We start from the raw sequence: 15,483 nt of genomic DNA, 5'->3' as shown, positions 1-15,483 counted from the left end.
TTTGCTTTTTTTTATAACGTGATTAAAAAAACACTAAAAACACAACAACAGCAACAGATTACGCTTCCACTTCCGCCTCGATATAAATCTCATCGCCTTCAACAATAACAGGGTAGGTTTGTAGCGCAATTTCGCAAGGGAAAGACAGTGGCTCACCCGTCTTTATATCGAAACTTCCTCCATGCAGCGGACACTCGACTACTTCACCTTCAAAATAACCATCGGTCAACATAGCAATATTGTGCGTACAGATATTACTGGTCGCATAGTGCGTTCCATCAAGATTAAAGAGGGCAATGGGCTTTAAGCCAGCCACATCAACAGGCTTCATTTCACCTGGGGCAATATCTCCAAGCTTGCAAACTTTTACACGAGTATTCATACATCAATTCCTGATGGTTTAATTAAACATTGACACCCCCGACCGATCAAGCCACGCTCAAACAGACTGGGAACGAAGCATACAATATTAAAGGCATCCAAAAAACTTGTCTATATAATAGTTTCCATTCACATAACAAATACATGGCAGCCAGCGGCGCCGCCCTAAAGAATATGAAACTTCGTTCGATCGACCTTAACCTTTTGGTAGCCTTCCACCGCCTGTATATCGACAGGAATGTCTCGCGAGCAGCGGATAATCTAGGACTCTCGCAACCCGCGATGAGCAACACCCTTAAACGCTTACGACAACTGACGGGTGACGAGCTTTTTGTCCGCACATCCGCAGGGATGGCCCCCACGCTCTGTGCAGAAGAATTAGCCGCGCCGTTGGCACAAGCATTAGCGACTATTCAAGAAACACTCAGCCACCTGACGAGCTTTAACCCGGCCAAAAGCTCACGAAAATTTGTGATCTCAGCCTTCGATATTGGTGAAAGTTATTTGATGCCGAGGTTGATGGATCGACTCGCTAAAGAAGCGCCCGGGGTTACGCTGCAGACAACCCGTGCCGGCGCCGGGGATTCACTGAAGCTTGCTTTGGAATCCGGTGAAGTTGACTTTGCCCTCGGCCATTTGCCACACCTGCAGGCTGGATTTTTTCAACGTCGACTTTTTCTGCAACATTATGTTTGCGCTTTCCGACGTGGACACCCCATGGCAGGCAGCACTTTCGGGATAAATGAATTTCAGGAGGCTGATCACTTAACTATTGTCACCGAAGGTAGCGACTACGAGTTGCTCGACAAGATCATGGCAGGTCAAGCCCCGCAGCGGAAAATAAGGCTGCGCGTATCGCATTTTCTAAGCACTGGTTATTTACTGCGGGACACCAACCTTGTCGCGACGATACCAAACAAATTGGCAGAAATTCTTTGTGGACCATTTGGGTTGGTCTACGTGCCCCACCCGATTACCCTCCCCCCAACAGACATCAATCTGCTATGGCATGCCCGATCACACCGTGACCCGGCAAGCCAATGGCTGCGCAACTTATTGTTCGATCTATTTCACTAGTGTCCGGTTAAAAATCAAATAGAATCATTTGGTTATTGGGTAATGGCGCAATGACTCCAGTAGTGTCTGGCTGCAAGGCGCATGAAATATGGGTTTTCTCGAAAATCGAGACCGACAATATCTGTAACAAAGTGTAGAGCGAGGCATTGAGATGGAGCTCTTTCTTGACGATAGCGATCAGCACGTAGGTGGAAACGGCGCACCAGATTTGCGTCTTCACCGCGTTCTCGCTGGTTCCCAGAAAGCGCTTGATGCGCAGGTGTTGCTTGATCCATTTGAAGAACAGCTCTACCTGCCAGCGGCTCTTGTACAGCGCGGCAATGGTCAACGGCGGCAACGTTGTGTTGTTGGTCAGAAACACCAACGTTTTGCCCGAATCGGGGTCTTTGAATCGGATGCGCCGCAAATGCTCTGGGTAGTCCTTGGACACGTAAAACCCGTTGAGCCGAATCGCCTGATCGCAGATCACACCGGTGCTTCGGTCGGTCTTGGTCGAGTAAACCCGATGGGCATCCATGCCGCGTTTGGCGCGGGTCACAAAGAACGCGCCGGCCTGATGTATCTTGAAGAGCCGGTCGAAGTCCACGTAACCCCGATCCATCACGTAAAACGCACCCGCTTCGATGGGCAAGATGTCGAGCACTTTGACATCGCCCATCTTGCCATCGCTGATGTGGATGAAGGCCGGGATCGCCCCGCGCAAGTCCAGCAGCGTGTGCATCTTCACCGCCGCCTTGGTGCTGCGAAACGGAGCCCAATCGAACAGGCTCAAACACAAGTCGATGGTGGTCGAGTCCAGCGCGTAGACCGTCGCATCGAGTTCCAGTCCCGTTGGTTCTGCGGCGTAGAGGTTCCTGGCTCGCACGATCAAGCGCATCGCAAGCGCGTGATAAATGTGCCAGTCCCGCTGATTCAGCGCATCCGAGAGAGTCGATCGTGCGGGTATGCTGCTCAAACCCATGTGAAACAGCTTGGATTGATTGGATGCCAGGCAGACCTCGATGTCGCGCAAAGACTCGCGCCACGTCAATTGCGAGAATGCCATCACGCGAAACAGGTCGGCGCAACCCAAAGTGCGCACACCCGCATCGCCGCCATGACGGTCGATGATGCGCCCGAAGGTCTTCCACGGCACATACTCCATGACTTGCGCAAACAGCGTCTTGCCCACGTTCATACGTCACCCCAAGCTCTCCAAACCCGGAATGATCGCAAATGCGCAAGATGAAATTCAAATCGTGGACACCCATGAATCGCTTGAAACCCTTATCATTGTTGGCGTTGCCGTCGGTACGTCTCAATTTAACCGGACACTAGTGGATCTATTTACTGAGTAACACTTCAAAAACTGACTAGGCTGCACCTTGCAAATTAGCAGTTTTTATTGACTTGAGCCGGGCCTCTTGCTATATTAGTTCCTGTTAGAACTAATTTCTCGCGTCATCATTTGTGTATGCCACAGACAACTTTCCGCTCCACACTGAGGGAGCTCGTCCGCTGCTATCAGGCCTTCGAGGGGTATGCCAGTTCCCACATCCACCAGCAGGGGCTGACAATTTCCCAGTTTGACATCCTTGTCACATTGGGCAATGGTCAAGGCATGACACCGAAAGAATTAGTAGAGCAAACCTGGATAACCAAAGGCACACTGACTGGTGTAGTTGATCGTCTGCAGCTCAAGGGCCTGGTTAAACGAACACCCAGTACCCTCGATGGCCGTAGTCAGATCATCACGCTGACGAAAAAAGGGCAAAAGCTATTTGAGAAGGTATTTCCTGAACACTTGGCGTACATGGGTCAAGCTTTCGCGCATCTCCAAGCGAAAGAAATCAGCCATGTCGAAGAAGTCCTGGGCAATTTACGCCATGCGTTTGAACTTCAAAAAAATAAGGAAGGGAACCTATGAGACAGACCAGTTCAACAACCTACACGGGAACAGCCATTGCCTTCCACTGGCTTATGGCGCTGCTGATTTTTGCCGCCTTTCCCCTCGGCGTATACATGCACGAGCTACCCTTATCACCCATTAAACTTCGGCTGTACAGCTACCATAAATGGATCGGCATCACCGTGCTGGTGCTCGCCACTTTGCGCGTGCTGTGGCGTACCTCGCACCGTCCACCGGCGCTACCAGCCTCTTTGCCTCGTTGGCAGCAGATCGCCACGCATGCCATGCATCATTCCCTGTACCTGCTCCTGTTACTCATTCCTCTTTCTGGCTGGCTCATGAGCTCTGCCAAGGGATTTCAAACAGTCTGGTTCGGCATTTTTCCGCTACCTGACCTGGTTGCCAAAGACAAAGCGTTAGGAGATTTACTTCAGGAAGTGCATGAAGTATTGAATTTCACGCTGTTGGGCTTAGTCTCTTTGCATATTTTGGCCGCGCTGAAACATCACTTTATTGATCGCGACGGGATTCTCTTGCGCATACTGTCAACGCATCCTAAATAATCTATTCCCCCCCACTCAGGAGAACCATCATGATGAAGAAAATTTCTTTTTTTGCACTGGCTAGTTGCTTTGCTTCCTCTTTGTTCGCGGCGCCAGAAACTTATGTGATTGAAAGCTCGCACACCTTTCCTCGTTTCGAATACAGTCATCTGGGCTATTCAACTCAGGTACAGCGTTTTAATAAAACCACGGGGAAAATCACTCTGGATCGCGCCGCAGGAACCGGCAGTGTTGATGTGATCATCGATGCTAAATCAGTAGATACCGGCTACGCCCTGTTCGACACCCACATCCAAGGCACAGATTTTTTTGATACAGCCACATTCCCAACCATCACTTTCAAATCTGATCAGCTCACGTTTGAAGGCGACAAACTAACCTCGGTGTCAGGAGACCTCACTATCAAAGGGATTACCCAGAAGGTAAAGCTGAATGTCACTTCATTTCACTGCATGCCTCATCCGATACTTAAAAAAGAAGCCTGTGGTGCCAATGCCAGTACCAAAATCAAACGTTCTGATTTTGCAATGGGCAAGCACACGCCCTATGTCAGCGATGAAGTCACTCTAACGATTCCAGTGGAAGCCGTTAAAGAATAACCAAAAATCGTATTTGCCCCATGTTGTCGCCCGTACCAAAGGACAAGTTCTCATGAGAATTACCCAAGTTTCAACTACCACCATCTTGCTCTTTAGCTTACTCAGCGGTCTAACCGGGTGCGGGCCTAAACCCGGTAATGGCGCCCCCCCATCGGCCGGGGGTCCGGGCGGTGGTATGCCACCGGCGGAGGTTGAGTTCATTACACTCGCCCCGGGTTCAGCTACCCTGACACAGGATTTACCAGGGCGACTTGAGGCTTGGCGCACAGCGCAGGTGCGCGCACGCGTGGAAGGCATTGTTGAAAAAAGGTTGTTTGCCGAAGGCTCTGACGTCAAAGAAGGCGCGACTTTGTTTCAGATTGAGCCACGCACCTATGCCGCCGCCCTTAATGCTGCAAAAGCTGATGTGGAAGCAGCCCGTCTAGTCGTGGCTCGCTATAAACCGCTAGTTGAAATCAAGGCCGTCAGCCAGCAGGAAGTGGATGCAGCTGAAGCCCGCTACAAACAGGCGCAAGCCACACTAGCACGTGCTGCGCTGGATATGGAAAATACCCGTGTACCCGCACCCATTTCGGGGCGGATTGGACGTACGTTGGTAACAGAAGGTGCGCTGGTCGGCCGTGGGGAAGCGACAGCATTAGCCACGATCGAACAGATTGACCCAATTTATGTCACGTTCACGCAACCGGGCAGCGAACTATTGCGTCTGCAAGCGGCCGTGAAGTCCGGCACACTCAAACGTACGGCATCGACCAAGGTCGAACTCCTACTTGAAGATGGCAGCCTTTATCCGCTACCAGGAAAAATTCTTTTTTCTGATTTGGCTGTCAATCCGAGCACAGGCGCAGTGTCTGTCCGGGCACAATTTTCGAATCCAGATCGCACGCTGCTACCCGGCATGTTTGCACGGGTTCGCTTTCCTTCGGCGGTGGCAGACAATGTCATCCGTGTTCCGCAGCGTGCTGTGCAAAGTGGGCCGCAAGGCCAGTATGTATTGCTCCTTACGTCAGATGGTAAGGCAGTGCCTCAACCCGTCAAAACCGGCAGCATGGCTGAAGGCGATTTCATTATTAGCGAAGGCCTGAAAGGCGGCGAAAAAATCATCCTGAATGGTTTTCAAAAACTGCGTCCGGGCGCTCCCTTCAAAGCAATACCATGGCAAGCACCGGGTACAGCCAAGCTAACACCATCTGAAATGCCTAGCGGCAAGAAAGCAGGTTGATCCATGCTACCTAGTTTCTTCATCGATCGTCCGGTATTTGCCTGGGTCATTGCCATCATCATCTGCCTTGGCGGAGCGCTCGCCCTGCGCAACTTGCCTGTGGCGCAATACCCAGCCGTAGCCCCCCCGGGCTTGACCATCTCGCTCAATTACCCTGGTGCTTCCGCGCAAATTGTCGAAGAAACCGCCGTTGCGCTGATTGAACAGGAGATGAACGGCATCGAAAACCTGCTGTACATGGAGTCTTCTTCTGAGGTTGGCGCAGGCTCTGTCACTCTGACCTTCTCCCCGGGAACTGACCTTAACTATGCCTCTGTAGAGGCACAAAACCGCATCAAGCGGGTAGAAGCCCGGCTGCCTGATGATGTGCGTCGTTTAGGCGTGACAGTGACTAAATCGGCGCGCAACTTTGTCATGTTCTTTTCGATCATTTCACCTGATAACAGTCTTGATTCGACCGATCTTGGCAACTATGTGTCAGCCAATCTGCTCGAACCCCTACGGCGTGTACCCGGAGTGGGCGAAGCCCTGCTGTTTGGTACCGAGTATTCCATGCGGATTTGGCTCAAACCCGACAAGCTGTTTTCTTATCGCCTAACTCCGGGCGACATTACCCGTGCCGTTCGCGCGCAGAATGTACAAATTGCCACAGGCGAACTGGGTCAATTGCCAGCGGCGCCCGGGCAAGAACTGAATGCGGTTATTGTGGTACGAGGCCGTCTGGCTACCCCCGAAGAATTTGGCAACATTATTGTACGCACCAACCCGGATGGTTCAACCCTGCGCTTGAAAGATGTTGCGCGGGTTGAGCTGGCAGCGCAAAGCTATGCGCGATCGGCAAGAGTCGATGGTAAAGCTGATGCCGGCATTGCCATTCGTTTATCCCCGGGTGCCAATGCACTGGAAACCGTGCAAGCAGCAAAGGTCAAAATGACAGAACTCGCGCGCTTTTTCCCGAAGGGGAAGATTGACTGGCTGAGTCCTTATGACACCTCCCGATTCGTTGCCATTTCGATACGCGAAGTGGTGACGACGTTGTTCGAAGCTGTTTTTCTCGTGTTTCTTGTGATGTATTTATTCATGGGTAACTTACGCGCAACGCTGATTCCGACGATCGTCGTTCCTGTTGCACTTCTCGGTGGCGTGTTGGGGCTGTATGCCTTTGGTTATTCAATTAACGTATTAACCCTTTTTGCCATGGTGCTGGCCATTGGTATCGTCGTTGATGACGCGATTGTGGTCATTGAAAATGTCGAACGGCTAATGACTACAGAAAATCTAGCGCCACGCGACGCAACAAGAAAAGCCATGGGGCAAATTACCAGCGCGGTAATTGCAATTACCGTGGTGCTTTCTGCTGTATTTCTACCGATGACTTTTTTTGGTGGTTCAACCGGTGCCATCTATCGACAGTTTGCCGTCACTCTTGTCTTAACGATGGGGTTTTCCGCACTGATGGCCATGACGCTGACGCCCGCGTTGTGTGCAACTTTGCTCAAGGCACATCCCAACCAAGCTGCGGTCATGGAGCGAGGTTTTCTGGGGCGGTTTAATCGTTTTTTTACCCGAACCACCACACGTTATGTATCGGGCGTGTCGCGGCTCGTCAAAAAAACGGCTCGTTACCTTATGCTGTACGCACTCATCGTTGTCGCTGCCGGTTGGCTGTTTAGTCGCTTGCCAGATAGCTTCCTTCCTGAAGAAGATCAAGGGTATTTCGTCACCATTGTCCAGTTGCCTCCTGGGGCTACGACGAGTCGAACTGTTGACGTCCTATCCAGCGTTGAACAGTATTTCATGAAACAACCTGAAGTTGCGCATGTGGTCGGCGTGGTTGGTTTTTCATTTGCTGGCAGCGGCCAAAACTCTGCGCTTGCCTTTATCACACTCAAAGACTGGGATCAGCGAAGCTCGCGTGATAGTTCAGCGCAAGCACTGATACGCAAGGCTAACATGGCATTTTTCAGAATCAAGCAAGCGCTGATTTTTACCATCAATCCGCCACCTATCCCTGAGTTGGCTGCCGCCGGCGGATTTGACTTCCGCTTACAGGATCGTGGTGGCGTTGGGCGCGAAAAGTTAATGGAAGCCAGAAATATTGCGCTTGGTATGGCTTCGCAGAATCCTCATTTGACAGGGGTAAGACCCGAAGGCCAAGAACCTGCGCCGCAACTTTTTCTTGATGTGGATCGTACAAAAACAGAGACTTTGGGCGTTAGCATGACGGACCTGAATGAAACCATGCAGTCTGCCCTCGGTGTTGCCTATATCAATGACTTTGTTATGCAAGGCCGTGTCTTACGCGTGCAAATGCAAGCCGATGCCGACACGCGCAAGACCGTTGATACGATCCTGAGCCTGCCGGTACGGAACAATAAGGGTGACATGGTCATGCTGAGTGAACTGGTCACGCCCCGCTGGATTGTTGCGCCGCCCAAGCTTGACCGGTTTAATGGCTTGCCAGCGATGAAGCTCTCTGGCGGCTCTGCACCTGGCCAGAGCAGCGGTGAAGCACTTTCCGTCATGGAAAATATTGCAGCCAAGCTTCCCGCGGGTATTGGCTTTGAATGGTCCGGCATTGCATTTGAAGAAAAATTGGCGGGTGCCCAAGCGCCTTTGCTATTCGCGGTTTCATTGATGGCGGTTTTTTTATGCCTTGCAGCGCTCTATGAAAGCTGGTCAATCCCGTTTGCTGTCATGCTCGCAGTGCCACTCGGGATATTTGGCTCGGTACTCGCAGTCACCTTGCGAGGATTACCTAACGATGTTTATTTCAAGGTAGGGCTCATTGCGATTATTGGTCTTTCATCCAAAAACGCGATTCTCATTATCGAATTTGCACGCAAGCTCCAAGATGATGGCATGGGGTTGATTGACGCCACGCTCGAAGCTTGCCGCTTGCGCTTCCGGCCTATTTTGATGACCTCCATTGCGTTTATTGCAGGAGTTTTCCCGCTCGCAATATCAACCGGTGCAGGTGCTGAAAGTCGCCATGCCATTGGCACAGGCGTAATTGGTGGCATGTTTGCTGCGACCCTCTTTGCAGTTTTCTTTGTGCCTATTTTCTTCGTAGTCGTACGGCGTATTTTCACCGGGAAGACACTAACCCACAAGGAGCCACATGATGCATAAACTATGCGCTTGGGTGGCCACCCTCACGCTCGCAGGTTGTTCCGCAGGTTGTTCTTTTGCGCCAGCCTATCACCGGCCAGAACTCCCGGTACCTGCACAATGGCCGTCCTCTGAAAAAGTCGGCGCTGGGAATACGGCGGCTCATGAACCGTCAGGCGCCACAGCAGTACAACTTGTGAGTTGGCGTAGCTTTTTTACTGATCCTCGTTTGCAGCGCTTGATTGAAGCGGCACTGGAACACAACCGTGACATGCGCATTGCCATCGCTCGCGTAGAAGAAGCGCAGGCACTGTATGGCATCACGCATGCGGATCGTTTGCCCACAGTGAATCTTGGCGCGGCACAGTCAGCTGCACGTATTCCTGGCCAGTTGTCCCCTACCCTGCAGGCCCAAACAAACCGTCGATATGATGTTAATTTAGGCATGACGGCCTTTGAACTCGATTTCTGGGGGCGAGTAAAAAATCTTGATGCAGCCGCACGCGCGAACTTCCTTGCGACAGCCGAAGCCCGCGAGGCGTTTCGCTTGAGTTTGATCGCTGATGTAGCCAACGCTTATTACTCACTACAAGAACTCGATGAGCGGCGTCTCTTAGCGCATGCCACGATGGATAGTCGTGCAGACAGTCGTCGACTCATTGGCAAACGGCGCGATGTCGGGCTGGCGGGTGATCTTGATTTTCTAGCAGCCGACGCAGCCTATGAATCAGCCCGTGCAGAACTCGCCAATCTCGAGCGTAGCCAACGCGTAGCGAGCAATGCACTTGCGTTATTAGTGGGCACAGTAACGCAAGACTTGCCCCCAAGTCGCCCCCTGATCGACCAAGGCGAATTGCCTGCGCTGCCTGTGTCAGTACCAAGTGATGTTTTGCTGCGTCGTCCAGATGTACGTTCAGCCGAGCAACGTCTGCTTGCGGCGAATGCCAATATCGGCGCAGCACGTGCCGCATTTTTACCCCGTATCGGTTTGAGCCTGGCCTTCGGTACGGCCAGTCGAACCTTCTCCGGCTTGTTTGACGCTGGCACCGGTGCTTGGAGTTTTGCACCGTCCTTGGTGCAGCCGTTGTTTGATTCCGGGCGCACGCAAGCAAACGCTAGCCTGGCAGAGGCGCGCAAAGTAATAGCCGTTGCTGATTATGAAAAAACCATTCAGCAAGCCTTTCGCGAAGTGGCCGACGCCCTCGCTGCACGTGATCAACTGACTGAGCAGCTCAATGCATTAAACGCCACTGAAAAATCTCAAACTGAGCGCTTAAAACTCGTCGATGCACGTTACCGCGCGGGGGTGTCCAGCTACCTTGAGTTACTGGATGCGCAACGCGATGCATTCAACGCTCAACAAAGCGCAATCCAGGTGCGTCGTGCAATGCTCACCGCCGCTGCCCAGCTCTATAAGGCACTCGGCGGAGATGCACCTTCGGGTGAGTCAGGCATAGGGAAAAACAGCTAATCAGGCCGATTTCACCTGCGCATCAAATATCCTGCTCAGGTACGGCTATCGTTTCCGCCAGGGAAGTACCTGCGCTTAGGGGATGCTTCCCTGGCCACTTCTGCAGGAGTTAATGGTGGTGGCCGTGCGCTCCATGGACATGGCCATGGGAAATTTCTTCCGTCGTTGCAGCACGTACATCCGCCACGGTGCAAGAAAAAATCAGCGCCATACCAGCGAGCGGATGATTACCATCGACAACCACTTTATCTTCCGTAATATCGGTAATCGTGTATAGGCGTTCATCTTCGTCACCACGTTCAAACTGAGTGCCCATTTCGATATTATCTGGGAACAGGTTACGTGGCTCGATGATGATGAGTTCAGCGTCATACTCACCAAAGGCATCTTCAGGTTGCAACTTGACTTCAACACTATCGCCAGCAACTTTGCCCTGAATTACCTCTTCAATTCGGTCAAAAATACCGCCATAACCGCCATGCAAATAGACGAGCGGCGTATTACCCGCATCAATCAGATTGCCATCCGGATCTTTAACCGTATATTTAAGAGTGACGACGCTGTTTCTAGCGATTTGCATGAGGCTTTCCTTTACCATTTAGACGTTGAACAAGTTGATAAACCGTGGCGGCGTGCCCTTTGGGCTGCACATCGTAAAGTGCGTGCTGAACAATGCCGTTTTTGTCGACAATAAACGTAGAGCGAATGATACAAAGTTTTTTGTGGCCGTCACGCTCGCGGTATTGGCTGACGCCAAATTGACTGCACACCTCGCCTTTTTCATCAGAAAGTAGTGGAACGGACAAGCCATGCAGATCACGAAAATTTGCGTGCGAATAACAATCATCGCGTGAAACGCCGAAGATCTTGCAGCCTAATTTGGCAAACTCACTTTCATAGTCAGAAAAATCAGCGGCTTCAATAATGCAGTTGGGCGTATTGTCACGAGGGTAGAAAAACAACACGGCATGGTGCTGTCCATACACCGAGCGAGAGTCGACCCACGCCATGTCCGCATCGGGCAACAGGAAATTGGGTGCAGTGTCTCCAGTGTGCAGCATTCGGTTTCCCTTCCGGGTAAGGTCGACTTATTCTAACCGAGCATGTACCAAGTAAATCAAGTGCTATTTTTACGTGGCGCTTTTCTCAGCCGATGTTAATTCAACCGCTGACTTATGCGCGCTTGCCAAATATTCGTGTGAGCGCATTTCAATCAAACGGCTGACTGTACGCACAAATTCGCTCGCTTGCGAGCCTTGTGTGTACAGCGCCTCGGCAGTGCATTCTGCGCTGATAATCAGCTTCACACGATGATCATAAAGCACGTCAACCAACCAGGTAAATCGTCGCGCCGCACTTGAGTCGTCAAGGGTCATTTTCGGCACGTTCGAAAGTACCAGGGTGTGATATTCGTCAGCCAGCGCCAAGTAGTCATTTTGCGAACGCGGCCCTTCGCAGAGTGTTGCAAAATCAAACCAGATGATGCCCTGCGCCCGGCGCACCACAGGTAACTCTCGGTTAACCAGGGTGATGGCTTGTGTATCTCCTTCCCCGCCCGCCAACTGATGAAATATCTGATGTAAAGCGTTATTCGCTGCGGCTGGGTCGCCGGTCAAAAAGATGTCTGCCTGTTCCAGCGTGCGTAAGCGGTAATCAATACCGGCATCAATTTTCAGCACATCGAGCGTTTGGTTCAGTAGCTGTATCGTCGGTAAAAAATTTTGTCTTTGCAGCCCATTCGGATAAAGGCCATCGGGTGGGTAATTGGAGGTAATGCAAAAAACAACACCGCCATCAAACAGGGCTTTCATCAACCGGCCAAGAATCATGGCATCGGCAATATCTGATACATGAAACTCATCAAAGCACATCAGACGAGTTTCTCGCGCAATGTCGGCGGCTACTTTTGCCAGTGGATCGCTTTCGGAATGATAAGCCTTGAGTGACTTATGCACTTCGCGCATGAACGCATGAAAATGCACGCGCCGTTTTCTCTGGTAGGGAACTGCATCAAAAAAACAATCCATGAGAAAGCTTTTACCTCGCCCTACCCCGCCCCAAAACCAGACACCGCGCGGCAACTCAGGGTGAATAAATAGCTTGCGCAGCCGGTTACGCCGCGCAGCTTTCAGGGCCAGCAATTCGTCATAAAACACTTGCAACCGTTCCACAGCCGCAAGTTGTTCAGCATCAGCAACGATATTGCGCTCGACAAGCGCTGCATTGAATGCCCTGCGCACGCCATCTTTGGCAACGTTAAGAATTTGATAGGGCATGGGTGCTAACTAATACAAAATTAATACAGCAGCTAGGGTAAGCATCACACACCTGGCTGGCGAATCCACACCTCAATATCCGAATGAGATAAATGATTTTCTGCCAAGCAACCTCAAGAAACAATGGCTAAAAATGCAGCGCGCGTTTATCAACAGCCAATGCCGACTCGTGCATCGTTTCGGATAAGGTGGGGTGGGCATGGCAAATACGGGCAATATCTTCCGATGATGCGTTAAATTCCATGGCGACCACCGCTTCTGCAATAAGTTCTGAAGCGTTGTTACCAATAATATGCACGCCGAGAACACGGTCTGTTTTTGCGCAGGCCAGCATTTTGACAAATCCGGTGGTGTCTCCCTGCCCCAGTGCACGACCATTGGCGGTAAAAGGTATCTGTCCGACACGATACTCAACACCTTCATTCTTTAACTGTTGTTCCGTTTTACCAACCCAGGCAATTTCCGGATGGGTATAGATCACCCACGGGATAACGTCATAATTGACATGTCCTTTTTGACCAGCGATACATTCAGCCACCATCACGCCTTCTTCCATGCTTTTGTGGGCAAGCATGGGGCCGGGCACGACATCACCCACCGCCCAAACGTTGGGCAAATTGGTGTGGCAATGGGCATCAACTGCAATAAAGCCACGCTCGGTCATCGCCAAATCGACGGTTTCTGCCCCGATACTATGGGTTGTAGGAATGCGGCCCACTGAAACAATCAATCGATCACATTCCAGCACTTTTGCCTCATCGCCAAGCTCATAAGCCACCGTGACGCCTTTCTTGCTGACATCAACTTTGGTAATTTTTGCGCCCAAATGAATCGACAAGCCCTGCTTTTGCGTAAATGTTTTCCATGCTTCTTTGGCAACTGCCGCATCAGCTGACACCAGAAAATCCGGCATCGCTTCAAGGATGGTGACTTCAGCACCCAGTCTTTTCCATACAGAACCCAACTCTAGACCAATAACCCCCGCACCGATCACGCCCAGCCGTCTGGGCGCTGTGTCAAAAGACAGCGCACCCACGTTGTCGCAGATGATTTTGTTATCAACGGGAATTCCTGGCAGATGGCGTGCCTGCGATCCAGTTGCCACAATGACATGCGTGGCTTCAACTATTTCGCCACTGACATCAACTTGCCAGCGGTCATTTTCGCGGCCCGCAAATTTTCCGTGACCAGCCAACAAAGTGACTTTATTTTTCTTGAACAGTCCCTTAATACCACTCGTGAGCTGATCGACGATGTTATCTTTTCGCTTGACCATGGTGGCCACATCCATCTTCACATTGCCAGCAGAAATGCCATGCATAATGAAAGCATGGGTTGCCTGCTCGAACAGTTCGGATGATTGCAATAGCGCTTTGGAAGGAATACAGCCTACATTCAGGCAAGTTCCGCCCAACCTGACCGCCCCTTTCGGATCGGCATACGATTCGGATTCAATGCATGCCGTAGATAGCCCTAACTGGGCAGCACGAATAGCGGCCACGTAGCCGCCAGGCCCGCCCCCAATAACGACAACATCAAATTGTTTGGACATGAGACAACCTTTCCGGATCAGTCATTTTCAGCACTAATTTTCAGTGCCAATGTTCAGCACCACCAAATCGCGCTAAACATTTATATATCGAGCAGAAGACGTGCGGGATCTTCCAGTGCTTCTTTGATGGTCACCAAGCCGAGCACCGCTTCACGGCCGTCAATGATGCGGTGGTCGTACGACATTGCCAGATAATTGATCGGGCGGACAACAACCTGACCATTTTCAACAACAGCGCGGTCTTTGGTCGCATGAATACCCAGAATGGCGGATTGTGGCGGATTGATGATCGGTGTGGAGAGCATCGAACCAAAAATGCCTCCATTAGAAATCGAGAATGTACCACCCGTTAACTCTTCCAGTGAAAGCTTGCCATCTTTTGCTTTTTGGCCAAATTCAGCAATTTTCTTTTCAATCTGGGCCAGGCTCATCTGATCAGCATCGCGCAAAATCGGCACGACCAAACCACGGGAGGAGCCGACCGCAATGCCGATGTCAAAATAGCCGTGATAGACAATGTCATTGCCATCGACTGACGCATTGATAACAGGATATTTTTTCAGTGCCGCTACAGCCGCCTTGACAAAAAATGACATGAAGCCAAGTTTGACGCCATGCTCTTTTTCGAATTTCTCCTGATACTTTTTACGTAGCTCAATCACTGGTGCCATGTTGACTTCATTAAAGGTCGTCAAAATGGCATTGGTTGCTTGCGATTGAAGCAGACGCTCAGCCACCCGCACGCGTAATCGCGACATCGGCACACGTTGCTCGGAGCGATTCGCAGTAATCACATCCGTATTAACTGCGATGGGCTGTGGCAAGGCAGACTGTGCTGAAAAAGTCGGCGCTGGTGATACGGCAGTAGCAACAGGAGCCGCTACTTTTGGCACACCAGAAACATCTTCTTTAAGGATGCGGCCGCCACGCCCACTCCCCTGGACATCGGTCGCTGTCAGGCCTTTTTCATCCATGATCTTGCGCGCAGAAGGCATGGCCATCGGCGCTGCTGAAGCCGGGATAGCCGAACTAGCCGCTACAGCAGCGCTCGTCTGCACTACAGGTTCTGGGGTTGCCGCTGACGTGGTCAACGGGCCCACTGTTGCGTCCGTGTCGAGTTGCGCAATCACCTCGCCGGCAACAACCGTTGCGCCATTGCCTTTGATAATCTTGACTATCACACCGGCCGAAGGAGCCGGCAGCTCAAGCACGACTTTATCGGTTTCAATATCAATCAGATTTTGATCACGGCTAACCGCTTCGCCTTCTTTGACATGCCATGCAGAAAGTGTCGCCTCAGCGACAGACTCAGATAACTGGGGGACTTTGACTTCGATCAGCAT

General features: G+C 51.4%; 14 protein-coding genes. 7 read left to right on the top strand and 7 right to left on the bottom strand.

Features of this window, described 5'->3' with window-relative positions:
* Positions 1-58: 58 nt before the first annotated feature.
* Positions 59-382, bottom strand: a complete 324-nt coding sequence (locus PG1C_RS04350) for a non-heme iron oxygenase ferredoxin subunit (protein WP_202636177.1) — start codon at positions 380-382, stop codon at positions 59-61.
* 143 nt (positions 383-525) lie between these two features.
* On the opposite strand from PG1C_RS04350, the gene PG1C_RS04345 reads away from it, so the two are divergent.
* Positions 526-1,458: a LysR family transcriptional regulator gene (locus tag PG1C_RS04345; RefSeq protein WP_202636176.1), complete on the top strand. Its 933-nt coding sequence runs from the start codon at positions 526-528 to the stop codon at positions 1,456-1,458.
* A gap of 7 nt (positions 1,459-1,465) precedes the next feature.
* Here PG1C_RS04345 and PG1C_RS04340 read toward each other — a convergent pair whose 3' ends face one another.
* Positions 1,466-2,635 carry an IS4 family transposase gene (locus tag PG1C_RS04340; RefSeq protein ID WP_202634501.1) on the bottom strand — a complete coding sequence of 390 codons (1,170 nt, stop codon included), beginning with the start codon at positions 2,633-2,635 and terminating at the stop codon, positions 1,466-1,468.
* A gap of 276 nt (positions 2,636-2,911) precedes the next feature.
* On the opposite strand from PG1C_RS04340, the gene PG1C_RS04335 reads away from it, so the two are divergent.
* From PG1C_RS04335 to PG1C_RS04310, 6 genes are read left to right on the top strand one after another with little or no spacing between them, the layout of a single operon-like run.
* Positions 2,912-3,364: a MarR family winged helix-turn-helix transcriptional regulator gene (locus tag PG1C_RS04335; protein ID WP_284431793.1), complete on the top strand. Its 453-nt coding sequence runs from the start codon at positions 2,912-2,914 to the stop codon at positions 3,362-3,364.
* Positions 3,361-3,909 carry a cytochrome b gene (locus PG1C_RS04330; protein ID WP_202636174.1) on the top strand — a complete coding sequence of 183 codons (549 nt, stop codon included), beginning with the start codon at positions 3,361-3,363 and terminating at the stop codon, positions 3,907-3,909. The genes PG1C_RS04335 and PG1C_RS04330 overlap by 4 nt, the downstream gene beginning before the upstream one ends.
* Before the next feature lie 32 nt (positions 3,910-3,941).
* Positions 3,942-4,508 (top strand): YceI family protein, encoded by a 567-nt coding sequence (locus tag PG1C_RS04325; RefSeq protein WP_202636924.1) that lies wholly within the window; start codon positions 3,942-3,944, stop codon positions 4,506-4,508.
* 52 nt (positions 4,509-4,560) lie between these two features.
* Entirely contained in the window at positions 4,561-5,730 is a 1,170-nt protein-coding gene (locus tag PG1C_RS04320) for an efflux RND transporter periplasmic adaptor subunit (protein ID WP_202636173.1), read from the top strand.
* Between the two features lie 3 nt (positions 5,731-5,733).
* Positions 5,734-8,862, top strand: a complete 3,129-nt coding sequence (locus tag PG1C_RS04315) for an efflux RND transporter permease subunit (protein ID WP_202636172.1) — start codon at positions 5,734-5,736, stop codon at positions 8,860-8,862.
* Complete coding sequence (locus PG1C_RS04310) at positions 8,852-10,312, top strand: efflux transporter outer membrane subunit (RefSeq protein WP_202636171.1); 1,461 nt, start codon at positions 8,852-8,854, stop codon at positions 10,310-10,312. Before PG1C_RS04315 ends, PG1C_RS04310 begins: the two co-directional genes overlap by 11 nt.
* A gap of 109 nt (positions 10,313-10,421) precedes the next feature.
* On the opposite strand, the gene PG1C_RS04305 is transcribed toward PG1C_RS04310, so the two are convergent.
* The 5 genes from PG1C_RS04305 to odhB all read right to left on the bottom strand — a co-directional run bounded on the left by PG1C_RS04305 (position 10,422) and on the right by odhB (position 15,483).
* Positions 10,422-10,892, bottom strand: coding sequence for an FKBP-type peptidyl-prolyl cis-trans isomerase (locus PG1C_RS04305; RefSeq protein WP_202636170.1), 471 nt, complete (start codon positions 10,890-10,892; stop codon positions 10,422-10,424).
* The gene (locus PG1C_RS04300) at positions 10,879-11,373 is read right to left on the bottom strand and encodes a peroxiredoxin (RefSeq protein WP_202636169.1); all 495 of its coding nucleotides are present in this window, start codon (positions 11,371-11,373) and stop codon (positions 10,879-10,881) included. The genes PG1C_RS04305 and PG1C_RS04300 overlap by 14 nt, the downstream gene beginning before the upstream one ends.
* Before the next feature lie 69 nt (positions 11,374-11,442).
* Positions 11,443-12,588 carry a cell division protein ZapE gene (gene zapE / locus PG1C_RS04295; RefSeq protein ID WP_202636168.1) on the bottom strand — a complete coding sequence of 382 codons (1,146 nt, stop codon included), beginning with the start codon at positions 12,586-12,588 and terminating at the stop codon, positions 11,443-11,445.
* Positions 12,589-12,715: 127 nt separating this feature from the next.
* Positions 12,716-14,140, bottom strand: a complete 1,425-nt coding sequence (gene lpdA, locus PG1C_RS04290) for a dihydrolipoyl dehydrogenase (protein WP_202636167.1) — start codon at positions 14,138-14,140, stop codon at positions 12,716-12,718.
* A gap of 80 nt (positions 14,141-14,220) precedes the next feature.
* Positions 14,221-15,483: a 2-oxoglutarate dehydrogenase complex dihydrolipoyllysine-residue succinyltransferase gene (odhB, locus tag PG1C_RS04285; RefSeq protein ID WP_202636166.1), complete on the bottom strand. Its 1,263-nt coding sequence runs from the start codon at positions 15,481-15,483 to the stop codon at positions 14,221-14,223.

The sequence above is a fragment of the Rugosibacter aromaticivorans genome (assembly GCF_000934545.1).
GTDB lineage: Bacteria > Pseudomonadota > Gammaproteobacteria > Burkholderiales > Rhodocyclaceae > Rugosibacter > Rugosibacter aromaticivorans.
Note: the sequence above shows the minus strand (reverse complement) of the source record. Positions and strands in the feature narration are given on the sequence as shown.